This is a genomic window from Streptomyces sp. DF42, from assembly GCF_058267695.1.
In genome coordinates, this window is sequence record NZ_CM177859.1 from 1,722,057 (window position 1) to 1,744,673 (window position 22,617).

Consider the following 22,617-nt stretch of genomic DNA (forward strand, 5'->3'; position numbering starts at 1 on the left):
GACTGACGTGGACGACCCCGGCGCACGCGCGTAGCCGACAAGCTAGAGCGCGAGCAGCTCCTTGGTCGTGATGGTGAGTAGCTCGGGTCCGCCGTCCGCCTCGGGGCGGACGACGAGCGTGTCATCGATCCGGACACCACCCCGGCCCGGGAGGTGGACCCCCGGTTCGACGGTGACCGGCACGCAGGCGTCCAGTTTACCCATGGCCGCAGGGGCCAGCTGCGGGTCCTCGTCGATTTCGAGCCCCACGCCGTGCCCCGTCAGGGCCGTCAGCCCTTCCGCGTATCCCGCGGAGTCCAGTACCTGACGTGCGGCACGGTCCACATCGCGGCAGGCCGCGCCCGGCGCCAGCGACTCCCGTCCGGCACGCTGAGCGGCGAAGACCAGGTCGTACAGCTCGATCTGCCAGTCCGCGGGAGACGTACCGATGACGAACGTGCGGCCGATCTCGCAGCGGTAGCCGCGGTATGCGGCGCCCAGACAGACGGAGAGGAAGTCGCCCTCCTCGACGCGGCGATCGGTGGGCCGGTGCGCGCGCCTGCCGGCGTTGGGGCCGGTGGCCACGGAGGTCGGGAAGGCGGGGCCGTCTGCGCCGTGGTCGACGAGGCGGCGCTCCAGTTCGAGGGCGAGATGGCGTTCGGTGCGACCGACGAGGATGGACTCCAGGAGTTCACCGAGAGCCTGGTCGGCGATTTCGGCGCCGATGCGGAGGCAGGAGATCTCCTCCTCGTCCTTGACCACCCTGAGCTGTTCGACCGCGCCACCGAGGTCGGCGAGGCGCAGGCGCGGGACGACCGAGCGGATCTCCCGGTGCCGGGCCACGGTGAGGTGGTGTTCCTCCACGGCGAGGGTGTCGGCGCGTTGGGCCTCGGCGAGATCGGCGGCGGCGACGGCGGGATCGCCCGCGCTGCCGGGCAGGGCCTGCAGGCGCAGCGAATCATCCCCTCGCCCCTGCGGGGGTCTCTCGTCCGGTGGGCCGGCGCACAGGAGAAGGTCCTCGGTCTTGCCCAGGAGCAGAACGGCGCCCTGTGGGGCGGTGCCCGCGAGGTAGCGGACGTTGGCGGGGCGGGAGATCAGCGCGGCCTGGCTGCCGCCGGCCTTGCAGCGTTCCCTCAGTCTTGCTCGGCGGACTGCGTACACCTCTGACATGACACGAGCGTAGAAGCGGTGGGGGATTTGTGCCGGTTGGGGTGCCGATTGGGGGATGGGGTGCCGGGTCCTGTCGTGTGCGAGGTGGGGGTTGATCGCGGTGGGAGGTTGCGCCCGACCAGGCGGCGGAGCCGCATGCCGGGACGGTCTCGCGCCCCTGAAAGCCGGTCAGCCTCCCGGCGGCTACCAGTTCGGCGGGCTGGCGATGGACCGTGCCAGTACGTCGTCCAGGACCCTCGCCGTCTGGGGGACGTCCAACTGGGAGTTGTCGATGATCGGCAGGCCCGAGCCGTACCAGCCCGCCATACGGCCGTGTATGCGAGCCACCTCCTCGTCGGTGAGGCGGCGGTTGCCGGAGCGTTCCGCGTTGCGTTCCAGGACGATCTCCAGGCCGGGGAGGAGGACGACCGGGAGAAGGCCGGGGCCCACGTGGCGCTTCCAGCCGCCGAGGCCGACGACCGGACGGTCGGGGAAGACGGCGTCGTCGAGGATGCAGGAGATGCCGTTGGCCAGGAAGTTGCGGGCTGCGAAGCCGCAGGTGCGGCGGGCCAGGCGGTACTGCGCCTCCGAGCCGTCGTTCCACCCCGACTGCGGGTCGGCGAAGCCCGAGCGGACCCATTCGCGTACGTCGTCGAGGCTGATGTGTGCGGTGGGGACCCGGCGGTGGTCCGCCCAGTACTTGGCGACGCTCGTCTTGCCGGCACCCGCGGGGCCGATCAGCAGCACCGCGAGGGTCGTGCTGGTGGCGTCCGGCACCGTGGTGGCGGGCGGTGCGCTGGGCATGGCGACCGGGCCGCCGGGCGGCAGCGGGACATGGCCGGTGGTGTCCGGGGCCGGGGAGTGGTGCGGGGCGGGCGGGGCCGGCGCCGGGGGCACCTGGGGGTAGCCCGGTGCAGGGGGCGGCGGGGGCACGGGGGCGGGGCCCTGGTGCCCAGCCGCCTGCTGTTGACCCGGCTGGTGTGCGGCCGGTGACCAGCCTGCGGCCGGTCCCTGCCCCGGCTGATGGGGCGGCGGCAGCGGAGAACCCACTGCATGCTGCATCCGGTGCCACTCCGTCTCGTACAGGCAATTGGCGCTGGCAGCGGGCCGCGAAGCCCGCTCCTTACCGAACGGTACCTTCCCCGGCCGCCGTTTGGTGAACGGCCGGGGACGCCCCGAAGTGCCCATGCCCGTAAGGCAAATCGGATGGATCGCGCTCCGCCGGACTTACTCGCCCACTTCGCCGTACGCGGCCAGCAGGACGGCCGGGTCGGGGCCTTCCAGGACGGTCGGCTTGGCCAGGCCGTCCAGGACGATGAAGCGCAGCAGGTCGCCGCGGGACTTCTTGTCGACCTTCATGGTCTCCAGCAGCTTGGGCCACTGGTCGTAGCGGTAGTGCAGCGGCAGGCCGACCGATTCGAGGACGGTGCGGTGGCGGTCGGCCGTCGCGTCGTCCAACCGGCCCGCCAGACGGCCGAGTTCGGCGGCGAAGTGCATGCCGACGGCGACCGCGGCGCCGTGCCGCCACTTGTAGCGCTCGTTCTTCTCGATGGCGTGGGCGAGCGTGTGGCCGTAGTTGAGGATCTCCCTGAGCCCCGACTCCTTCAGGTCGGAGGAGACGACCTCGGCCTTGACCCGGATGGAGCGCTCGATGAGCTCGGCGGTGTGCGGGCCCGCCGGGGTGCGGGCGGCCTGCGGGTCGGCCTCGATGAGCTCCAGGATCTGCGGGTCGGCGATGAAACCGGCCTTGATGATCTCGGCGAGCCCGGAGACGTAGTCGTTGACCGGGAGGGAGTCCAGCGCGGCCAGGTCGCACAGCACGCCGGCGGGCGGGTGGAAGGCGCCGACGAGGTTCTTGCCCTCGGCTGTGTTGATGCCGGTCTTGCCCCCGACGGCCGCGTCGACCATCGCGAGGACGGTGGTCGGGATCGCGATCCAGCGCACGCCGCGCAACCAGGTGGCGGCCACGAAACCGGCGAGGTCGGTGGTGGATCCGCCGCCGACGCCGACGATGACGTCGGAGCGGGTGAACCCGGACTGGCCCAGCGCCTTCCAGCAGTAGGCGGCGACCTCGGCGGTCTTGGCCTCCTCCGCGTTCGGCACCTGGATGGCGACGGCTTCGAAGCCCTGCCCGGCCAGATCGGCCCGCAACGCCTCGCCCGTCTCGGCGAGCGCCTCGGGGTGGACCACCGCGACGCGCTTGGCCTTCTCCCCGATCAACCCGCCGAGTTCTCCAAGGAGTTGACGTCCGACCAGGACCTCGTACGGCTCGGTCCCCGCCGTGCCCCCGACCTGGATCCGGGTGACTGCCTCGCTCATGCTTCCTTCAACTCCAGTGCGTCCAGGGCGACTTGGGTGACCTCTTCGGGCGTACGGCCGTCGGTCGCCACGACCGCCGTAGCGACCTCCTCGTACAGCGAGCGCCGGGCCTCCATCAGCTCGCGCCACTGCTTGCGCGGGTTGACCGCGAGCAGCGGACGGGCCGCGTTCAGGCCGGTGCGCTTGACCGCCTCCTCCACGTCCATCGAGAGGTAGACCACGCGCTGCCCGCCCAGCAGCGCGCGCGTGTCCGCGTCCAGGATCGAGCCGCCGCCGAGGGCGAGGACACCCTCGTGCTCGGCCAGCGCCCGGTGCACGGCGGCCTTCTCGATCGCCCGGAAGGCGGCCTCGCCCTCGTCGACGAAGATCTCCGCGATGGCGCGGCCCTGCTCGGCCACGATGTCGTCGTCGGTGTCCCGGTAGCCGACACCGAGCCGCTCGGCCAGCAGCTGTCCGACGGTGGACTTGCCCACACCCATCGGACCGACCAGCACCACGACAGGCACTGCGCTCACCGGATGGCCAGGTTGTCGAGGTAGGACCGCACGTTGCGCCGGGTCTCGGTCACCGAGTCACCACCGAACTTCTCCGCCACCGCGTCCGCGAGGACCAGCGCGACCATCGCCTCGGCCACGATCCCGGCCGCCGGCACCGCCGACACGTCCGAGCGCTGATGATGCGCCTGGGTGGCCTCACCGGTGGCGACGTCGACGGTCCGCAGGGCACGCGGCACCGTCGCGATCGGCTTCATCGCCGCCCGCACCCGCAACAACTCCCCTGTCGTCAGACCCCCCTCGGTGCCACCGGAACGACCCGAGGTACGCCTGATGCCCTCACCGGTCTTCACGATCTCGTCGTGCGCCTTCGAACCCGGCACCCGCGCCAGCTCGAACCCGTCACCGATCTCCACACCCTTGATCGCCTGGATACCCATCAGGGCACCGGCGAGGCGGGCATCCAGCTTGCGGTCCCAGTGCACATGCGAGCCCAGCCCGACGGGAACGCCGTACGCGAGGATCTCGACGACCCCGCCCAGCGTGTCACCGTCCTTGTGGGCCTGGTCGATCTCCGCGACCATCGCCTTCGACGCGTCCGCGTCCAGGCAGCGCACCGGGTCCGCATCCAGCCTCTCCACATCGGCCGGCGTCGGATACACACCCTGCGGCGCCTTCGCCGAGGCCAGCTCGACGACATGGCTGACGATCTCGATCCCGGCCGTCTCCTTGATGAACGACCGGGCCACGGCGCCGAGCGCGACACGGGCCGCGGTCTCCCGTGCCGAGGCCCGCTCCAGGATCGGCCGCGCCTCGTCGAAGCCGTACTTCTGCATGCCCGCGAGGTCTGCGTGACCCGGACGCGGCCGGGTCAGCGGGGCATTGCGGGCCAGACCCGCCAGGATCTCCGGATCGATCGGATCGGCCGCCATCACCTGCTCCCACTTCGGCCACTCGGTATTGCCCACCATGACCGCCACCGGCGAACCCAGAGTCAGACCGTGGCGCACACCACCAAGAAACGTGACCTCGTCACGCTCGAACTTCATCCGCGCACCGCGTCCATAACCGAGCCGGCGCCGGGCCAGGTGATCCGCCACCATCTCCGTGGTGATCGGCACACCGGCCGGAAGGCCCTCCAGCGTCGCCACGAGTGCGGGACCGTGGGACTCCCCCGCGGTCAGCCAGCGCAACCTGCTCAACGGTGCTCCTCAGTGCTCGCGCCCTGGTACTCCCCTGTGTACGCACGTCCTCGCGTACGTCGACGGCTCGACCAGGTGCGCGGCCCTGGCCCGCCACCCTCGATCCTCCCACGTCCGGCAGGCCGCTCCGATCCGAGTCCGGCAGACGGACAGCAAGGAGCGGACCGATCAGTCCCGCAGGGCGGTGGCCTCGCGCATCGCGGCCAGCGGGGAACGCGCGTCGCCGGTGAACTGGCGGAACTGGAAGACCGCCTGGTGCACCAGCAGGTCGAGGCCGCCGAGGACGTGCCCGCCCCGCGCTTCCCAGGCCGCGGCGAGGGGGGTCGGCCACGGGTCGTAGAGGACGTCGAAGAGGGTGCCGATGTGCGCAGGCAGCTCAGCGGCCAGCGCGTCGGTGCCCCCGGCGGGCGTCGTGGAGATCACCAGGGGTGCCTCGAAGGCCCGTGCCGCGTCGGACCAGTCGGCCGGGCGGACCTGGACTCCGAGCCGCTCGCCCCACTGCCGCATCTCGTCGGCGCGCCGCTCGCTGCGCACGTAGACGGTGACCTCGCCCGTGCAGATCCGGGCGAGCGCCGCAAGGGCGGAGGAGGCGGTGGCGCCGGCGCCCAGGATCGCCGCCGACTCGGTCTTCTCCACTCCGCGTTCGTGCAGCGCGGCGACCAGTCCGGGGATGTCGGTGTTGTCACCGACCTTGCTCCCGTCGGGCCGCAGGACCACCGTGTTCACGGCCTCCACCGAGGCCGCGGTGTCGGTGATCTCGTCGAGCAGCGGGATCACGGCCCGCTTCAGCGGCATCGTCAAAGACAGCCCGGCCCACTCGGGGCCGAGTTGTGCGAGGAATCCGGGCAGCGCGGCCTCGTCGATCTCGAACCTGTCGTACGACCAGCCCTCCAGGCCGAGTGCCCGGTATCCCGCGGTGTGCAGCCGCGGGGACAGCGAGTGGGCGATGGGCGAGCCGAGCACGGCTGCCCTGCGGGTCGTCGTCATCAGCTCTTTTTCCTCGACGCGTTGAACTCGTCGACCAGCTTGTTGTGCTCGGCGAGCGTCTTCGTGAACTTGCTGGTCTTGCCGTCCAGCGAGATGAAGTAGTACCAGCCGTCGTGCGTCGGGGCGAGCGCGCCCTTGAGCGCGTCCGCACCGGGGTTGTCGATGGGGCCGGGGGGCAGGCCCTTGATGTAGTACGTGTTGTACGGGTTGTTGTACTTCCGCAGCTCGGCGATGCTCAGGTCGATCTTGCTCTGGTTCTTCACGTAGTTGTACGTGGAGTCGAACTCGAGCGAGCCGTAGGTCTCGGGGTTGCCGGGCTTGAGGCGGTTGTAGACGACCTCGGCCATCTTGCGGAAGTCGTCGTGGCTCGTGCCCTCGGCCTGCACCAGGCTCGCCACGGTGAGCAGCTGCCAGGGACTGTCGAGTCCCAGGCTCTTCGCCTTCTTCTCGAGGCCGAGTTCCTCGTAGGTGTCGTTGGCCCGGGAGACCATCTCCTTCAGGACCGTCTCGGGCTTCTGCCCCTTCGTGGCCGCGTAGCTGGAGGGGTAGAGGAACCCTTCCAGCGGGTCCTTCACGTTCGGGTGGTCCAGCGCCCAGGCGGGCAGGCCGAGTTTCTTGTAGTCCTTCTTCGCGATCTTCGCGGTGGTGCCCTCGGCTACTCCCAGCCTCGTGTCGATCAGCTTGTAGACAGCCGTGTTGCGGTAGCCCTCGGCGATGATCAGGTTGCTGCGGCTCTTCGGGCTGAGCATCAGTTCGACCGCGCTCGCGGCCGACATTTGCTTCTGCAGGGTGTAGACGCCGTCCTGGATCTTCTTGCCGTCCGGATTCGACTGCTGCGCGGAGACAAACGCGTCGACGCTCTCGACGACGCCGGCTTCCTTGAGCTTCTGGCCGATCACATAGCCGCCGGCACCCTTGGGGATGACGACGGTGACCTGTGCGCCGTCGCCGTCGCCCACGTAGTCGGGTGCTGTGCCGAAACGGTCCTTGTAGAACTGGTAGCCGAAATAGCCGGCCCCGCCGACGCCTCCGGCGAAGATCGCCACCAGTACCAGGCAGGCACATCCGCTGCGACGTTTCTTCGGCTTCTTGCCGCCGCGGTTCTTGCGGGCGGCCCGGGGGTCGTCGCTATCTTCGTCTTCGTCTTCGCCTTCGTTCCCGCCCGCAAAGAAGGCGTGTTCGCCCTGGTCGGGTCCGGGGTCCCAGTCGGTTCGCGGTTCGGGTTCGGCCTGCCTGCGGCTGGGCGGCTCAGGGGGCGGGTAGGCGTCGGGCACGTTGTAGAAGTCGGGCTGGTCCGCGGCGTACGAGGCGGCCTGCTGGCCGTACGGGTCCGAGGGGTCCGTGTATGGGGCATGCGTGTGGGTGCCAGTGCCCCAGCTGCTCTGGTCGTACGACTGCTGGGTCTGGTCGTAACCCTGCTGACCCTGGCCGTGTCCCTGCTGACCCTGGCCGTGTCCCTGCTGACCCTGGCCGTGTCCCTGCTGCCCCTGGTGGTAACCCTGCTGACCCTGCTCGTGGCCCTGCTGCCCCTGGTCGTAACCCCGCTGGCCCTGACCGGCGTAGTACTGCTGGTCGTAGCCCTGATACTGCTGCGCCTGTCCGTAGGAGGACTGCCCGCCGTCGCCCCAGTCACCGTAGTGCTGCTGCGGCTGCTCCGGATAGTGCTGTGGCTGGCCGCCGTAGGGGGACTGCGGGCCCACCTGGGCCTGCTGTCCGCCCCACCCGTCGTCCCCGTACAACGGGTCCTCCGGGTGCCACGGTTCGGGGCCTTCGCCCCGGCCATACTCAGTCATCGATCCCCTAGAGCCGCGAGGCGGCAGTTACGCGGCTTCTGGCCAGGCTTCCGTCCCGCCTCTTGCTGTGCAGCCGCTGTTCGAACAGCGGCGCAGTCGCGCGGAACGTTACCGTATCGCGATCAGATGACCACTTCGACGCCCTCGCCGGGTGCTTTACCTGACACCCGTTCGGATTCGAGGGCCTGCTGGAGGATGATCACAGCGGCGGCCTGGTCGATGACGGAGCGGCCCTTCTTCGACTTCACGCCCGAGGCGCGCAGTCCCTGACTGGCCGTCACCGTGGTCATCCGCTCGTCGACGAGCCGGACGGGGACGGGGGCGATTTCCTTGGCGAGCTCCTGGGCGAATCCACGAACCTTTACCGCCGCGGGGCCCTCGCCCCCCTTGAGGGAGCGAGGGAGGCCGACGACCACCTCGATCGGCTCGTACTCCTCGACGATGTGCTTGAGCCGTCGGTGAGCTGCGGGAACGTCCCGGCCGGGGACGGTTTCGACCGGGGTCGCGAGGATCCCGTCGGGGTCGCACGAGGCGACCCCGATCCGGGCGTCCCCGACGTCGATCGCGAGTCGACGGCCTCTGCGCATCTCTTCGGCCCTACTTCGCCGTCTCGGTCACAAGACGCTCGACCGCGGCCACGGCGTCGCCGATCGCGGCCGGGTTCTGGCCGCCGCCCTGGGCGACGTCCGGCTTGCCGCCACCGCCGCCGCCGAGGGTCTTGGCTGCCGTACGGACCAGGTCGCCGGCCTTGAGACCGCGCTCACGGGCGGGGTCGTTGGTGGCGATGACGGTGAGGGGCTTGCCGTTGTTGACCGTGAACAGGGCCACCACCGCGGGCCGTCCGCCCTGGATGCGGCCGCGCACGTCGAGGACCAGCTTGCGCAGGTCGTCGGGGGTCGTACCGTCCGGGACCTGGCCGGTGACGACCGCGACGCCGCGCACGTCCTTGGCGGACTCGACCAGACCGGCGGCGGCCTGGAGCACCTTCTCGGCGCGGAACTTCTCGATCTCCTTCTCGGCGTCCTTCAGCTTGCCGAGCATGGCGGAGACCTTCTCGGGGAGTTCCTCCGAGCGGCCCTTGAGCAGTTCGGTCAGCTGGTTGACGACCGTGTGCTCGCGGGCGAGGAAGTTGTAGGCGTCGACGCCGACGAGCGCTTCGATACGGCGGACACCCGAGCCGATCGACGATTCGCCGAGCAGCTTCACCAGGCCAAGCTGGGCGGTGTTGTGCACATGCGTGCCGCCGCACAGCTCCTTGGAGAAGTCGCCGATGGTCACGACGCGGACGCGCTCGCCGTACTTCTCGCCGAACTCTGCGATGGCGCCCTGCTTCTTCGCCTCGTCGATGCCCATGACGTCGGCGCGGACGTCGAGGTCGCGGGCGAGCACCTCGTTGATCTTCTGCTCGACGTCGCTCATCACGGCCGTGGGGACGGCGGACGGGGAGCCGAAGTCGAAGCGGAAGCGGCCGGGCTGGTTCTCGGAGCCGGCCTGCGCGGCCGTCGGGCCGAGGGCGTCGCGCAGGGCCTGGTGGGTGAGGTGCGTGGCGGAGTGGGCGCGGGCGATGGCCTTGCGGCGGCGCTGGTCGATGGAGGCCTGGGCCTTCGCGCCGACCGTGACCTCGCCGACCTGGACGACACCCTTGTGGACGTAGACGCCGGGGACCGGCTTCTGGCAGTCGCGGATCTCGATGACGGCACCGGTGTCGACCTTGATGCGGCCGGTGTCGCCGATCTGGCCGCCGCCCTCGGCGTAGAACGGGGTGCGGTCGAGGACGATCTCGACCTCGTCGCCCTCGGTGGCGGCCGGCGAGGAGGCGCCGTCGACCAGGATGCCGACGATCGTCGACTCGGTGTCGGTGTCGCTGTAGCCGACGAAGTACGTCTCGCCGGCCTTGTCGGCGATCTCGCGGTAGGCGCCGGTGCCGGCGTGGCCGGTCTTCTTGGCCTGGGCGTCGGCCTTGGCGCGCTCCCGCTGCTCCTTCATCAGGCGCCGGAAGCCGTCCTCGTCCACCGAGAGGCCCTGCTCCGCGGCCATCTCCAGGGTGAGGTCGATCGGGAAGCCCCAGGTGTCGTGGAGCAGGAACGCCTTGTCGCCGGGCAGGACCCCGGAGCCGGAGGCCTTGGTCTCGCTCACCGCGGTGTCGAGGATGTTGGTGCCGGACTTCAGCGTCTTGAGGAACGCGTTCTCCTCGGCGAGGGCGACCTTCTCGATGCGCTCACGGTCGGTGACCAGCTCGGGGTACTGCTGGCCCATCATGCCGATGACGACGTCGATCAGGTCCTTGACGACCGGGCCGGTGGCGCCGAGCAGGCGCATGTTGCGGATGGCGCGGCGCATGATGCGGCGCAGCACGTAGCCGCGGCCCTCGTTGCCGGGCGTCACGCCGTCGCCGATGAGCATCACCGAGGTACGCATGTGGTCGGTGACCACGCGCAGGGAGACGTCCGAGCCGTGCGCGTCCCCGTAGGCCACACCGGTCAGCTCGGTGGCCTTGTTGATGACGGCCATGGAGGTGTCGATCTCGTACATGTTCTGCACGCCCTGCAGAATCATGGCGAGTCGCTCGAGGCCGAGGCCCGTGTCGATGTTCTGGCTCGGAAGGTCGCCGAGGATCTCGAAGTTGTCCTTGCCGATGCCCTCGCCGCGCTCGTACTGCATGAAGACGAGGTTCCAGATCTCCACGTACCGCTCGTCGTTGACGGCGGGGCCGCCCTCGACGCCGAACTCGGGGCCGCGGTCGTAGTTGATCTCGGAACAGGGTCCGCAGGGGCCGGGGACGCCCATGGACCAGTAGTTGTCCTTCATGCCGAGGCGCTGGATGCGCTCCTTCGGCACGCCGACGACGTCGTGCCAGATGCGCTCGGCCTCGTCGTCGTCCTTGTAGACGGTGATCCAGAGCTTCTCCGGCTCCAGGCCGTAACCACCCCTGTCCTGGGGGCTGGTGAGCAGCTCCCAGGCGTACTTGATGGCGCCTTCCTTGAAGTAGTCGCCGAAGGAGAAGTTTCCGCACATCTGGAAGAAGGTGCCGTGCCGGGTGGTCTTGCCGACCTCTTCGATGTCGGGCGTGCGCACGCACTTCTGCACGCTGGTGGCGCGCGGGAAGGGCGGCTTGACCTCACCCAGGAAGTAGGGCTTGAAGGGCACCATGCCGGCGGGGACCAGGAGCAGAGTCGGGTCGTCCGCGATGAGCGACGCCGAAGGGACGACGGTGTGCCCGCGCTCCTCGAAGAAGCTCAGCCAGCGGCGGCGAATCTCGGCCGACTCCATCAGTGGTCCTCATTCCGGTTGTACGAGTACGTCTGGTACGTCGAGCCCTCGACGTACTTCGGGTTGTTGCGGTTCTCGATGGCGGCGTACCGCCGGGGTGCGGGGAGTTCGGGGTCGACGGAGGCGTTCAGCCCGAGCGCGTCGCCCAGTTCCTCCTCCCGCTGCGCCATGTTGTCGCGGACGTCGAGGGCGAAGCCGACCGCGCGGTCCTTGATGCGGTGACCGGCCTCTAGCGCCTTGTTGGCCGCTGCGGCGGCGAGGTTCTCGGGGGTCAGCTGCTTCAGCTTGCGGTTGACCTTGGTGGTCGCCCACACGCCGGCGGCGACGCCCGTGGTGAACCAGAACGTACGGCGGAACATCGGTTCGCTCAGTCCCTCTTCCCGCGGTTCTCGCGATCCTTGCGCTTCTCCCGCCGCGCGGCCGGGACCGTCCGGCCCACGATCACGGTACGCCGGGACTCCTTGGCGGGCACGTCGTCCCGGCGGGCGCCGAGGGCCCTGCGGACGCCGTAGCCGAAGGCGGCGACCTTGACCAGGGGGCCGCCGAAGGTGGAGGCGACGGTGGTCGAGAGCGCCGACGCGTTCGACGTGACCTCCTGGACGTCGGTCGCGATCGCGTCGACCCGGTCGATCTGGGTCTGCGCGGAGCGCACCGCCGCGGAGGCGTCGGCCAGCAGCGGAACGGCCTGGTCGGTCACGTCCGCGACCAGCTTGGTGGTCGCCTTGAGCGTCTGGGCCACCCTCGCCAGTGCCACAGCGAGGAAGGAGACCAGGATCGCCCAGAAGACGGCCACCAGGATCCCGGCCACCTCTCCACCGGACACCACGTGCACCCGCTCCCTGAAACGTGCCTGAACATCGAGAAAAGTCGTGGGCCGAGCCTATCGCGCCGGGGATGGGGCTCCGCACCGGATTACCCCTCTGCGCGGCGCCGCGTCGCGGGAGGGGATTGTACGGACCGAATGCGGCTCAGTACGCTCCGTGTTCCATGCGGGATCATCAGCACGGCGGCGGCCGGGCGGACGGCAATCTGCCTCTGGAGCTCAACTCGTTCGTGGGGCGCTCGGCCGAACTGGCCGGACTGGCGCGGGCACTCGGGGCGGCGCGCCTGGTGACGGTGACGGGCGCCGGCGGCGTCGGCAAGTCACGGCTCGCGGCGCGGGCGGCCGTGCGGTGCGCACCGCGTGACGGGGTGTGGCGGGTGGAGCTGGCGACTGTGCGCGATCCGGAGTTCGTCGACTACGCCGTCGTGGAGGCGCTGGGGCTGACCGACCACACGACGCGGCTTCCGCGCGAGACGCTGCTCGCGCATCTCGCCGAGCGTCAACTCCTGCTGGTTCTGGACGGGTTCGAGCATCTGGTGGAGGCGTGTGCCTCTCTGGTGGGCGAGTTGCTGGGCCGGGTGCCCGGGCTCAGGGTGCTCGCGGTGGGCCGCAGACCGCTGGCCGTGGCGGGTGAGCGCGTGTGCCCGCTGCCCCCGCTGGGCGAGGACGAGGCGGCCGAGCTGCTGCTGAACCGGGCGGCGGAGCAGGGTGCGGCCGTGACGGACGGCCCGGAGCTGCGTGAGGTGTGCCGGCGCCTGGACGGAATCCCGCTCGCGATCGAGCTGGCGGCGGGCCGGCTGCGGGCCCTGTCCCCCGGGCAGCTGCTGGAGCGGCTGAACGACCGGTTCCGGCTGCTCACCGGTGGCGGGCGGGATGCACTGACGCGCCATCAGTGCCTGCGTCTGGCCGTCGGCTGGAGCCATGAACTGTGCGCGCCCCGCGAGCGGTTGCTGTGGTCGCGGCTCTCGGTGTTCGCCGGGCGGTTCGAGCTGGAGGCGGTCGAGTACGTGTGCAGCGGGGACGGTCTGGCGGCCGACGACGTCCTCGACGTGCTCACCGAACTGCTCGCCCAGTCGCTGCTCGCGCGCGAGGACACGCCGGCGGGTGTGCGCTACCGGATGCTGGACACGGTCCGGGCGTACGGAGCCGAGTGGCTGGAGGCGACGGGGGACGCGGCCCGGCTGCGGCGGCGGCACCGCGACTGGTACCTGGGCCTTGCGACCTGGTGCGAGCTGGACTGGTTCTCGCCGCGTCAGGCCGAGGTGGCCGCGCGGGTGGAGGTGGAGCTGCCGAATCTGCGCTGTGCACTGGAGCACTGTCTGGCCGAGCCGGACGAGGCGCATCTGGGGCAGTACCTCGCGGGCTCCCTGTGGTTCTACTGGGCGGGCTGCGGGCGGCTGTCGGAGGGCCGGCGCTGGCTGGAGCAGGTCGTGCGGCTGGACTCCGGCCATGAGCAGTCCCGGCTGAGGGCGCTGTGGGTGCTCGGCTATGTGGCGATCCTGCAGGGCGACACGGTGCCCGCGCTGGCGGCGTTGCAGGAGTGCCGGGAGGAGGCGGAGCGCTCGGGCGATCCGACGGCGCTGGCGTACGCGGAGCACCGCACCGGATGTCTGGCCCTGGTGATGGACGACATGGCTCGGGCGGAAACGCTGCTGTGTTCGGCGCTGGACCGCTATCACGAGATCGGCGAGCTCAACAGCAACGTGCTGATGGGCCAGGTGGAGCTGGCGATGGCGCGCGCGTTCCAGGGCGATCTGCCGGACGCGGTGCGGTTGTGCGAGGACGTACGGCAGTTGTGCGAGGACCACGGGGAGCGGTGGACCCGTACATACGCGCTGTACGTGCTGGCGTACGCGGCCTGGGCCGGCGGCGACCCGGCCGGAGCCCGCGCCCTGCTGGCCGACTGCCTCGCCGGCGCGCACGCCTTCCACGACCTGCTCGGCTCGGTGCTGGCGGTGGAGCTGCTGGCCCTGGTCACGGCGGTGCAGGGCGATGCGGCGGAGGCGGCGGTGCTGCAGGGCGCGGCGGCGCGGATGTGGCGGTCGGTGGGTCTGCCGCTGTTCGGCTCGGCGTACTACAACGCCCCGCACGAGCTGTGCGAGGCGATGGCGCGGGAGCGGCTGGGCGACCGGCGGTACGCGAGTTGCGTGGCGGAGGGGACGCGGCTCGTGCGGGAGGCGGCGGTGTCGAGGGCGCTGGAGCGGCCGCTGGACGCCGTCCCGTCGCCGCGCGGGCCGGTGCGGTACGCGACGGCGAGGGTGAACATGCACGAACCCGCCGCCTCCCGCACCCGAAAGGGCGGGGAGACGGCGGGCTGAGGTGGTGCTACCGCCTGCTGGTGATCAGCGGGCGTAGTACTCGACGACGAGCTGCTCGTCGCAGATCACCGGGATCTCCTTGCGGTTCGGCTCACGGTCCAGGCGGAACGCCAGGGCCTTGAGGTTCACCTGGAGGTAGCGCGGGGTCTCACCGTCGGGGGCGAAGCCGCCCTCACGGGCGATGGAGAAGAGGGTCTTCTCGCGGCTGCGCTCGCGGACCATCACGACGTCGTCGGGACGGACGCGGAACGACGGCTTGTCGACCTTGCCGCCGTTGACCTCGATGTGGCCGTGAACGACCATCTGACGGGCCTGGTAGATGGTGCGGGCGATGCCCGAACGCAGGACCAGGGCGTCGAGACGGCGCTCGAGCTCGATGATCAGGGCCTCGCCGGTCTTGCCCTGGACCTTGGAGGCACGCTCGTAGGCGCGGACGAGCTGGCGCTCGGACACGTCGTACTGCGCGCGCAGACGCTGCTTCTCGAGCAGACGGACCTTGTAGTCCGAGTTCTGCTTGCGGCCACGGCCGTGCTCACCCGGCGGGTAGGGGCGGGCCTCGAAGTACTTGACGGCCTTCGGGGTCAGCGCGATGCCGAGGGCACGCGACTTCTTGACCTTGGGGCGGGACTGGTTCGCCACTGTGTCTGTCTCTTTTCTCAGTTTTCCGGCTTGCCAGGGTGGTGGGAGGTCGCATCCGCAGCCGGGGAAACCCATCTCGTCCTGGCGGACGGGGTGGGCAGCCGCTCCCCTGGTCTGGGCACATACGTGCAGCACGCGAGTGGCCCACCGACCGGTCCCGGAACCCCGGGTGGTGGTGGGCTGCCCGCGACACCGATCGACGGTGCGCGACGCTCCTGGAGGCGGTCCACGAGGGACCGGTCTCCGGCTGACTGTCCCGCTCTGACAGCGCAGGACTCAGCACTTCGGCGAAGTCTACAGGGTGCTCAGGACCGCTTGCGACCGAGGTGTTTCCTGGTCCATTCGACCGCGTCCGCGTATCTCGCCTCGGCTCCGTGCCGGGTCGGTGTGTAGTACTCGCGGTCCTTGATGGCGTCCGGGGCGTACTGCTGCTCGGCGATGCCCTCGGCCAGGTCGTGCGGATACACATACCCCTGCGCGTGCCCGAGCTTGGCGGCGCCCTTGTAGTGGCCGTCGCGCAGATGCGGGGGCACGGAGCCCGCCAGTCCCTTGCGTACGTCGTCCATCGCGGCGCCGATCGCGGTCGTCGCGGCGTTGGACTTGGGGGCCAGGGCCAGGGCGATGGTGGCGTGGCTGAGGGTGAGGGCGGCCTCGGGGAAGCCGATCATGGCGACGGCCTGGGCGGCGGCGACCGCGATCGGCAGGGCATTGGGGTCGGCCAGGCCGATGTCCTCGCTCGCCGAGATCATCAGGCGGCGGGCGATGAAGCGGGGGTCCTCGCCGGCCTCGATCATGCGGGCCAGATAGTGCAGGGCGGCGTCGACGTCCGAGCCCCTGATGGACTTGATCAGGGCGCTGGCGACGTCGTAGTGCTGGTCGCCGTCGCGGTCGTACTTCACCGCCGCCCGGTCGACCGTCTCCTCCAGGGTGGTGAGGGAGATCTCCGTCTCGCCCTTGTCGAGCGCGGCCCCGGCCGCCGCCTCCAGAGCGGTCAGGGCGCGGCGGGCGTCGCCGCCGGCGATGCGCACGAAGTGGTCCTCGGTGTCCTCGGGGAGGGTGACCGCGCCCTTGAGGCCGCGCTCGTCGCTCAGCGCCCGCTTGAGCAGGCCCCGGACGTCGTCGTCGGTGAGGGGTTCGAGGGTGAGGAGGAGGGAGCGGGACAGGAGCGGGGAGATCACCGAGAAGTACGGGTTCTCCGTCGTCGCCGCGATGAGGGTCACCCAGCGGTTCTCGACCGCCGGGAGCAGGGAGTCCTGCTGGGCCTTGCTGAAGCGGTGGATCTCGTCGAGGAAGAGGACGGTCTCCTTGCCGTACCCACCGGTGGCGCGGCGGGCGCCGTCGATGACCGCGCGGACCTCCTTGACGCCCGCGGTGATCGCCGAGAGCTCGACGAAGCGCTTGTCGGTGGCCTTGGAGACGACGTACGCCAAAGTCGTCTTGCCGGTGCCGGGCGGGCCCCACAGGAGCACCGAGGACGGTCCGGCCGGGCCGCCCGCGCCCGCGCCGACCAGTCGGCGCAGGGGCGAGCCGGGCTTGAGCAGGTGCTGCTGGCCCACCACCTCGTCGAGGGTGCGCGGGCGCATCCGCACCGCCAGGGGGCTTCCTGCCGGATCCTTCTCCTGGCGTTCTTCTGCGGCGGCGGTGAACAGGTCGGGCTCCACGCTGAAACCCTAGTTCAACGCACTGACAATCCCTCCGGGCCCCTGGGGGCCAGGGGTCAGCTGGTCCAGAAGTCCCACCAGCGGGTCAGGACGAGCATGCCGATGATGCCGACGTGCAGCACCGGCACGACCCAGGTGAACTCGCCGAAGAAGCTCTTCAGCCAGCGCGGGGCGGGCAGCAGGTCGTTGCGGACGTTGAACGAGGTCACGTACCAGAACATCGTGATCGTCGCGACCCAGGCCAGGGAGCACCACAGGCACAGCGCGTTGATGCGGTAGAGCGACTGGAACTGCAGCCAGGTGCAGAAGGCCACGCCGAAGAGCGTGCCGAAGTTGAAGGTGAGCCAGTACCAGCGCGGGAAGCGGGCGCGGGCGAGCAGGCTCATGCCGACGCAGATGACGATGCCGTAGCAGACCAGTCCGAGCATCGGGTTGGGGAACCCGAAGGCGGCGGCCTGCTTCGACTCCATGACGCTGCCGCAGGAGACGACCGGGTTGAGGCTGCACCCCGGGGTGTATGTCCTGCCCGCGACCTTTGCCTCGAGCAGCTTGAACTTGTCGATCGTGATGACCCACGCGGCGAGCAGACCGGCTGCGCCCGTGATCACCAGGAGGAGCGCGAACGCCCGGTTGCCGCCCACTGTGCGCGGTCCGGCGGGGTCGTGATCCGGAGCGGGCTCGGGCTCGGTGGAGACGTCCTTGACAGTGGTCTTGCTCATCACGCCGATTCCGTCTGCTTGAGAGTTGGACCTTCTTCGGGCAGGGCCATTGTGCCGCACCGTGGCCCCTGTCCACCGTTCGGTGGGCATAAGGAAGTACGCACGGTCGTCCCTGAACGTTCGGTTCCGGACGACGCTGGGCGGCATGACAGCACACGCGAACGAACTCGCGGTGGACGTACGGGGGCTAGGCAAGCAGTACGGGGACGTGGCCGCCGTGGACGGCATCGATCGCAGGATCCGCAAGGGCGAGGTGTTCGGCCTGCTGGGACCCGATGGCGCGGGCAAGAGCACCGCGGTGGAGATCCTCCAGGGCAGCCGTTCCAGGGACGCGGGCGAGGTGTCGGTGCCCGGGTCGGACCCGGCGGCCGGCACCCGCGTGTGGAGGTCGCGTGTCGGAATCGTCTGGCAGGACGAATCGGCACCCGCCGAGTTGACGGTCCGCGAGACCGTACGGCATTTCGCCCGCTACTACCCGCGTCCGCGGGACCCCGAGGAGGTCATCGGCCTGGTGGGGCTGGAGGCGAAGGCGGGCGGCCGGATCAAGGAGCTGTCGGGCGGGCGGCGCAGGCGCCTCGACGTGGCCCTGGGGTGATCGGCGATTCCGAGCTGCTGCTTCTGGACGAGCCGACGACCGGCTTCGACCCGGCGGCCCGGCGCCAGTCCTGGGACCGTCTCCTGCGCGCCTTCGGCAAGTTGGGGGTCGACGACCGGACGGCGGCGGTGACGGGTGCGATGCGCTTCGGGCTGCTCGACCCATGACGAGGGCGCCGGGTGCCCCTGCGGGCATCCGGCGCCCTCGACGACGTGATGGACGAGCCTGGCGGACGGGCTAGCCGAGCCGGGACTCCAGCTCCGCCACGATCTCGTTCACTCCGACCGCCGTCTGCTCGCCGGAGTCCATGTCCTTGAGCTGGACGACGCCCTCGGCCAGGTCGCGTTCACCGGCGACGATCGTGTAGCGGGCGCCGCTGCGGTTGGCGTTCTTCATGGCGCCCTTGAGGCCCTTGGCTCCGTAGGAGAAGTCGGTCGCGATGCCGAGCTTGCGCAGTTCGGTGACCTTGGCGAACAGGATGCGGCGAGCCTCCTCGCCGAGCGGGACCGCGAACACGCTGGTCGTGGAGGGGAGTTCGAGCTGGACGCCCTCCGCCTCCAGCGCCAGGACCGTGCGGTCGACGCCGAGGGCCCAGCCGACGGACGGCAGCTCGGGGCCGCCGATCATCTCCGACAGCCCGTCGTACCGGCCGCCGCCGCCCACCGCGGACTGGGAACCCAGACCGTCGTGGACGAACTCGAACGTGGTACGGGTGTAGTAGTCCAGGCCGCGCACCAGCTTGGGGTCGTCCTCGAAGGCGACGCCGGCCGCCATGATCAGCTCGCGGACCTCCTCGTGGTACGCCTTGCAGCCGTCACAGAGGTAGTCCCGCAGCAGCGGCGCGTCCCCGAGCTGCTTCTGGACCGACTCGCGCTTGTCGTCCAGGATGCGGAGCGGGTTGATCTCGGCGCGGCGCAGGGTGTCCTCGTCCAGGTCCAGGCCGCGCAGGAAGTCCTGCAGGGCCGCCCGGTACACCGGACGGCACTCCTTGTCGCCCAGGCTGTTGAGCAGGATGCGGAAGTTCCTGAGGCCCAGCGAGCGGTACGCCTGGTCGGCCAGGATGATCAGTTCGGCGTCCAGCGCCGGGTCCTCCGCACCGATCGCCTCGGCGCCGACCTGCGAGAAGTGCCGGTAGCGGCCCTTCTGGGGGCGCTCGTAGCGGTAGTAGGAGCCCGAGTACCAGAGCTTGACCGGGAGGTTGCCCAGCTTGTGCAGGTTGGCCTCGAGGGCCGCGCGCAGCACGGAGGCGGTGCCCTCGGGCCGCAGGGCGAGCCTGTCGCCGCCCTTGGTCTCGAAGGCGTACATCTCCTTGGTCACGATGTCCGTGGACTCGCCGACACCGCGCGCGAACAGCTCGACGCTCTCGAAGCCGGGCGTCTCGATGTAGCCGTAGCCGGAGTTGCGCAGCGGTGCGGCGATCGCCTCGCGGACCGCCAGGAACGTGGCGCTGTCCGGCGGGATCAGGTCGTACGTGCCCTTGGGGGCCTTGAAGGTGCTCACGGAAGGTCTCGTCACATTCCTCGTCGGGGAGCGTCGGCGCCGGCTCCCGAGCCGGCGGCCACCTGCCGCAGATACGGGTTGGCGGCGCGCTCCTGGCCGATGGTCGTCTGGGGGCCGTGTCCGGACAGCACCACGGTCGAGTCCTCGAGCGGCAGGCACACGCGGGCCAGCGAGTCGAGCATCTCGGCCATGTCGCCACCGGGCAGGTCGGTGCGTCCGATGGAGCCGGCGAACAGCAGATCCCCGGAGAAGAACACGGAAGGGATCTCCGTGGTCTCGGGCATCCGGAAGGTCACCGACCCCTTGGTATGTCCGGGCGCATGCGCGACGGACAGCTCCAGACCCGCGAGCGCGAGGCGCGCGCCATCGGTCAGCTCCTTGACGTCGTCCGGCTCCCCCACCGTCAGCTCGCCCATCAGCGGCATACCGATGGATCGGCCGAGCGCCTTCTCCGGGTCCGCCAGCATGTAGCGGTCCTCGGGGTGGATCCACGCCGGCACGTCGTGCGCGCCGCACACCGGGACGACCGAGGCCACATGGTCGATGTGGCCGTGGGTGAGGACGACGGCGACGGGCTTGAGCCGATGCTTCTTCAGCGCTTCCTCGACGCCTTGGGCGGCCTGATGGCCCGGGTCGATGATCACGCACTCCTCTCCGGCGGCGGGGGCGACGAGATAACAGTTCGTCCCCCAGGCCCCGGCGGGGAACCCGGCAATGAGCACGATCGTCCTTCGTTGTGTCGATACGGGCAGCCGCTGCAGCTGTGAACGAACGGCTACGGCCTCTGCCAGAGCCTACCGGCGCTGCCGAATCCTCAGCGAACCCATATACGGTACGGGGCACACGCAGGCGGTCGACTCACAAGACGCACGCGCCCCAGTCGACGTACGAGACGCACGAGGAGAAAACCCGGTGGTCACCCAGGAACAGCGGAAGCGTCAGCTCGCCCGGGAGAAGTTCTTGCGCCAGCAACAGCGGCGCACGGCCGCGCGCCGCAAGGCGAACATGCGCAACTCGGTGATCGCGTCGGTGCTCGGCGTGATCGTGATCGGCAGTGTGGCGCTCTACACGACCGGTGCGCTCAAGGACGACGGCAAGGCCAAGGCGAGCGCGCAGACGACGCCCAGCGCGCCCCCGACCAGCAAGGCGCCGGACCCGTGCGCGAAGCCGGCCGGGGGCTCGGTGAAGAAGCTGAGCTGGAAGAAGGAGCCGGCGCTGACCATCGACAAGTCGGCGAAGTACACGATGGATCTCGCCACGACGTGCGGTGACATAGACATCGCGCTGAACGCGGCAGCGGCGCCGCACACCGTCAACTCGTTCAACTTCCTTGTCGGCAAGGGCTACTTGGACCACACCAAGTGCCACCGGCTGGTCCCCCAGGGCATCTACGTCCTGCAGTGCGGCGACCCCACGGCCACCGGTACCGGCGGTCCCGGCTACACGATTCCCGACGAGAACCTCAAGGACAAGATCCTCAAGGGGCAGGTGTACCCGGCGGGCACGGTCGCCATGGCCAACCAGTACAACGCCCAGACGAAGCAGGGCCGCAACAGCGGCGGCAGCCAGTTCTTCCTCGTCTACCAGGACAGTCCGCTGCCGGCCGACTACACCCCGTTCGGCACGATTTCCAAGGCGGGCATGAAGGTCCTCAAGAAGATCGCCGCCGCCGGAGCCCAGGCCGCGGACCCCACGACGGGCAACACGGCACCGAACGCGACCGTGGTGATCAACAAGGCGACGGTCACCAAATCCTGAGCGTCAAGTGCGGAATTTCGGTCGCGCGGGATGCGGACAGGCAACCCGCCGGTCGCCTATGTTGGCCGTGACGAAACTGTGGACGATGCCCGGGGGCAGTGAGGCCCTTCGCAGGCATCATGTGGAGGAGGCGCTGTGAGCAGCGACCCGTGGGGCCGCGTCGACGAGACGGGGACCGTGTACGTGCGTACGGCCGACGGCGAGCAGGTCGTCGGTTCCTGGCAGGCCGGCTCCCCTGAGGAGGCGTTGGCCTACTTCGAGCGCAAGTACGAGGGCCTGGTTGTCGAGATCGGCCTCCTCGAGAAGCGAGTGAAGACCACCGACCTGTCCGCGAAGGACGCGCAGACCGCCATCGACCACATCCGCGAGCAGGTCGACGCGCACCACGCGGTCGGCGACCTGGCCGCCCTGCGGACTCGTCTGGACAAGCTGGTCCAGACGGTCGACGCGCGCCGTGAGGAGCGCAAGCAGCAGCGGGCGAAGCACTCGGACGAGGCGCGGCACGCCAAGGAGGATCTGGTCACCGAGGCGGAGCAGCTGGCGCAGTCCGACCAGTGGCGGTCGGCCGGTGAGCGGCTGCGGGCGCTGGTGGACACCTGGAAGGGTCTGCCGCGCCTGGACCGCAAGTCGGACGACGAGCTGTGGCACCGCTTCTCGCATGCCCGGTCGGCGTTCTCCAAGCGTCGCAAGGCCCACTTCGCGTCGCTGGACGCGCAGCGCGAGGAGGCCCGCAGGACGAAGGAGCGGCTGGTCGCCGAGGCCGAGGCGCTGTCCGGTTCGACGGACTGGGGTCCGACGGCCGCGCGCTACCGCGACCTGATGACGGAGTGGAAGGCCGCGGGCCGCGCCCAGCGCGAGCACGAGGACGATCTGTGGAACCGCTTCCGTGGCGCCCAGGACGTGTTCTTCGCCGCCCGTAGCTCGGTCTTCGCCGAGCGGGACGCCGAACAGTCGGAGAACCTGAAGCTCAAGGAGGAGCTGGCCGGGGAGGCCGAGAAGATCCTCCCGGTCACGGACCTGAAGGCGGCACGCGCCGCGTTCCGCTCGGTCAACGAGCGGTGGGAGGCCATCGGCCATGTGCCGCGCGACGCCCGGCCGAAGGTCGAGGGCCGGATGCACGCCGTCGAGCGCGCCATCCAGGAGGCCGAGGAGTCCGAGTGGCGCCGGACGAACCCGGAGGCACGCGCGCGTGCCGAGGGTCTGACCGGCCAGCTCCAGGCGGCCGTGGACAAGCTGCGGGGCCAGATCGAGCAGGCCAGGGCCCAGGGCAACAACTCCAGGGCCGACAAGCTCGAGCGGGAGCTGGAGGGCCGCCAGGCACTCCTGGACCAGGCCCTCAAGGGCCTGCACGAGTTCGGCGGCTGACAGGCTGACGAGACGCAGGGAAAGGGCCCCGTACCCGAGGTACGGG

Annotated in this window: 19 protein-coding genes and 2 pseudogenes; 5 read left to right on the forward strand and 16 right to left on the reverse strand. The window is 70.2% G+C overall.

All coding sequences use genetic code 11. The features are described from left to right. Positions 1–42 precede the first annotated feature (42 nt). The 11 genes from ACYUED_RS07810 to ACYUED_RS07860 form a co-directional block, all read right to left on the reverse strand. Positions 43–1,149 carry an aminopeptidase P family protein gene (locus ACYUED_RS07810; protein WP_491291552.1) on the reverse strand — a complete coding sequence of 369 codons (1,107 nt, stop codon included), beginning with the start codon at positions 1,147–1,149 and terminating at the stop codon, positions 43–45. A gap of 183 nt (positions 1,150–1,332) precedes the next feature. After that, on the reverse strand, positions 1,333–2,190 hold the full coding sequence (locus tag ACYUED_RS07815) for a Pro-rich N-terminal domain-containing protein (protein ID WP_491291553.1): 858 nt from the start codon (positions 2,188–2,190) through the stop codon (positions 1,333–1,335). A 165-nt stretch (positions 2,191–2,355) separates the two neighbouring features. Continuing rightward, positions 2,356–3,447: a 3-dehydroquinate synthase gene (gene aroB / locus ACYUED_RS07820; RefSeq protein WP_491291554.1), complete on the reverse strand. Its 1,092-nt coding sequence runs from the start codon at positions 3,445–3,447 to the stop codon at positions 2,356–2,358. Continuing rightward, positions 3,444–3,926: a shikimate kinase gene (locus ACYUED_RS07825; RefSeq protein ID WP_266588514.1), complete on the reverse strand. Its 483-nt coding sequence runs from the start codon at positions 3,924–3,926 to the stop codon at positions 3,444–3,446. The genes aroB and ACYUED_RS07825 overlap by 4 nt, the downstream gene beginning before the upstream one ends. Positions 3,927–3,958: 32 nt before the next feature. Beyond that, positions 3,959–5,143 carry a chorismate synthase gene (gene aroC / locus ACYUED_RS07830; RefSeq protein WP_491291555.1) on the reverse strand — a complete coding sequence of 395 codons (1,185 nt, stop codon included), beginning with the start codon at positions 5,141–5,143 and terminating at the stop codon, positions 3,959–3,961. 168 nt (positions 5,144–5,311) lie between these two features. Continuing rightward, entirely contained in the window at positions 5,312–6,130 is an 819-nt protein-coding gene (locus ACYUED_RS07835) for a shikimate dehydrogenase (RefSeq protein ID WP_491291556.1), read from the reverse strand. After that, entirely contained in the window at positions 6,130–7,923 is a 1,794-nt protein-coding gene (gene mltG, locus ACYUED_RS07840; protein ID WP_491291557.1) for an endolytic transglycosylase MltG, read from the reverse strand. The genes ACYUED_RS07835 and mltG overlap by 1 nt, the downstream gene beginning before the upstream one ends. Positions 7,924–8,045: 122 nt before the next feature. Next, positions 8,046–8,510, reverse strand: coding sequence for a Holliday junction resolvase RuvX (gene ruvX, locus ACYUED_RS07845; protein ID WP_491291558.1), 465 nt, complete (start codon positions 8,508–8,510; stop codon positions 8,046–8,048). 10 nt (positions 8,511–8,520) lie between these two features. Next, the gene (gene alaS, locus ACYUED_RS07850; RefSeq protein WP_491291559.1) at positions 8,521–11,193 is read right to left on the reverse strand and encodes an alanine--tRNA ligase; all 2,673 of its coding nucleotides are present in this window, start codon (positions 11,191–11,193) and stop codon (positions 8,521–8,523) included. Then, positions 11,193–11,552 carry a hypothetical protein gene (locus ACYUED_RS07855; protein WP_266510670.1) on the reverse strand — a complete coding sequence of 120 codons (360 nt, stop codon included), beginning with the start codon at positions 11,550–11,552 and terminating at the stop codon, positions 11,193–11,195. The genes alaS and ACYUED_RS07855 overlap by 1 nt, the downstream gene beginning before the upstream one ends. Positions 11,553–11,560: 8 nt before the next feature. Continuing rightward, complete coding sequence (locus ACYUED_RS07860; protein WP_266586011.1) at positions 11,561–12,025, reverse strand: DUF948 domain-containing protein; 465 nt, start codon at positions 12,023–12,025, stop codon at positions 11,561–11,563. 155 nt (positions 12,026–12,180) lie between these two features. On the opposite strand from ACYUED_RS07860, the gene ACYUED_RS07865 reads away from it, so the two are divergent. Then, positions 12,181–14,334 (forward strand): ATP-binding protein, encoded by a 2,154-nt coding sequence (locus tag ACYUED_RS07865; protein WP_491291560.1) that lies wholly within the window; start codon positions 12,181–12,183, stop codon positions 14,332–14,334. 24 nt (positions 14,335–14,358) lie between these two features. Here the strand turns inward: ACYUED_RS07865 and rpsD are convergent, their stop codons facing one another. The 3 genes from rpsD to ACYUED_RS07880 form a co-directional block, all read right to left on the reverse strand. Beyond that, positions 14,359–14,973, reverse strand: a complete 615-nt coding sequence (gene rpsD / locus ACYUED_RS07870; protein WP_190073919.1) for a 30S ribosomal protein S4 — start codon at positions 14,971–14,973, stop codon at positions 14,359–14,361. A 305-nt stretch (positions 14,974–15,278) separates the two neighbouring features. Next, positions 15,279–16,634 carry a replication-associated recombination protein A gene (locus ACYUED_RS07875; protein WP_491291561.1) on the reverse strand — a complete coding sequence of 452 codons (1,356 nt, stop codon included), beginning with the start codon at positions 16,632–16,634 and terminating at the stop codon, positions 15,279–15,281. Positions 16,635–16,690: 56 nt separating this feature from the next. Further along, complete coding sequence (locus tag ACYUED_RS07880; protein WP_491291562.1) at positions 16,691–17,353, reverse strand: vitamin K epoxide reductase family protein; 663 nt, start codon at positions 17,351–17,353, stop codon at positions 16,691–16,693. A gap of 145 nt (positions 17,354–17,498) precedes the next feature. On the opposite strand from ACYUED_RS07880, the pseudogene ACYUED_RS07885 reads away from it, so the two are divergent. Together ACYUED_RS07885 and ACYUED_RS07890 are read left to right on the forward strand one after the other, a co-directional pair. Continuing rightward, positions 17,499–18,025: pseudogene (locus tag ACYUED_RS07885) on the forward strand (ABC transporter ATP-binding protein); the annotation flags it as partial. A 3-nt stretch (positions 18,026–18,028) separates the two neighbouring features. Beyond that, positions 18,029–18,115 (forward strand): annotated as a pseudogene (locus ACYUED_RS07890) (DNA-binding response regulator); the annotation flags it as partial. A 70-nt stretch (positions 18,116–18,185) separates the two neighbouring features. Here the strand turns inward: ACYUED_RS07890 and hisS are convergent. Both hisS and ACYUED_RS07900 read right to left on the reverse strand, forming a co-directional pair. Continuing rightward, positions 18,186–19,448 (reverse strand): histidine--tRNA ligase, encoded by a 1,263-nt coding sequence (gene hisS / locus ACYUED_RS07895; RefSeq protein ID WP_491291563.1) that lies wholly within the window; start codon positions 19,446–19,448, stop codon positions 18,186–18,188. 11 nt (positions 19,449–19,459) lie between these two features. Next, on the reverse strand, positions 19,460–20,170 hold the full coding sequence (locus ACYUED_RS07900; protein ID WP_491291564.1) for an MBL fold metallo-hydrolase: 711 nt from the start codon (positions 20,168–20,170) through the stop codon (positions 19,460–19,462). A gap of 190 nt (positions 20,171–20,360) precedes the next feature. On the opposite strand from ACYUED_RS07900, the gene ACYUED_RS07905 reads away from it, so the two are divergent. Together ACYUED_RS07905 and ACYUED_RS07910 are read left to right on the forward strand one after the other, a co-directional pair. After that, on the forward strand, positions 20,361–21,206 hold the full coding sequence (locus ACYUED_RS07905; protein ID WP_491291565.1) for a peptidylprolyl isomerase: 846 nt from the start codon (positions 20,361–20,363) through the stop codon (positions 21,204–21,206). A gap of 135 nt (positions 21,207–21,341) precedes the next feature. Then, on the forward strand, positions 21,342–22,571 hold the full coding sequence (locus ACYUED_RS07910; RefSeq protein ID WP_491291566.1) for a DUF349 domain-containing protein: 1,230 nt from the start codon (positions 21,342–21,344) through the stop codon (positions 22,569–22,571). Positions 22,572–22,617 lie beyond the last annotated feature (46 nt).

What these genes read in the sequence shown, in the direction of transcription:
- ACYUED_RS07810 (WP_491291552.1), bottom strand. Translation starts at nt 1,149, where the DNA reads ATGTCAGAGGTGTACGCAGTCCGCCGAGCAAGACTGAGGGAACGCTGC.
- ACYUED_RS07815 (WP_491291553.1), bottom strand. Translation starts at nt 2,190, where the DNA reads ATGCAGCATGCAGTGGGTTCTCCGCTGCCGCCGCCCCATCAGCCGGGG.
- aroB (WP_491291554.1), bottom strand. Translation starts at nt 3,447, where the DNA reads ATGAGCGAGGCAGTCACCCGGATCCAGGTCGGGGGCACGGCGGGGACC.
- ACYUED_RS07825 (WP_266588514.1), bottom strand. Translation starts at nt 3,926, where the DNA reads ATGGGTGTGGGCAAGTCCACCGTCGGACAGCTGCTGGCCGAGCGGCTC.
- ACYUED_RS07835 (WP_491291556.1), bottom strand. Translation starts at nt 6,130, where the DNA reads ATGACGACGACCCGCAGGGCAGCCGTGCTCGGCTCGCCCATCGCCCAC.
- mltG (WP_491291557.1), bottom strand. Translation starts at nt 7,923, where the DNA reads ATGACTGAGTATGGCCGGGGCGAAGGCCCCGAACCGTGGCACCCGGAG.
- ruvX (WP_491291558.1), bottom strand. Translation starts at nt 8,510, where the DNA reads ATGCGCAGAGGCCGTCGACTCGCGATCGACGTCGGGGACGCCCGGATC.
- alaS (WP_491291559.1), bottom strand. Translation starts at nt 11,193, where the DNA reads ATGGAGTCGGCCGAGATTCGCCGCCGCTGGCTGAGCTTCTTCGAGGAG.
- ACYUED_RS07855 (WP_266510670.1), bottom strand. Translation starts at nt 11,552, where the DNA reads ATGTTCCGCCGTACGTTCTGGTTCACCACGGGCGTCGCCGCCGGCGTG.
- ACYUED_RS07865 (WP_491291560.1), top strand. Translation starts at nt 12,181, where the DNA reads ATGCGGGATCATCAGCACGGCGGCGGCCGGGCGGACGGCAATCTGCCT.
- ACYUED_RS07880 (WP_491291562.1), bottom strand. Translation starts at nt 17,353, where the DNA reads ATGAGCAAGACCACTGTCAAGGACGTCTCCACCGAGCCCGAGCCCGCT.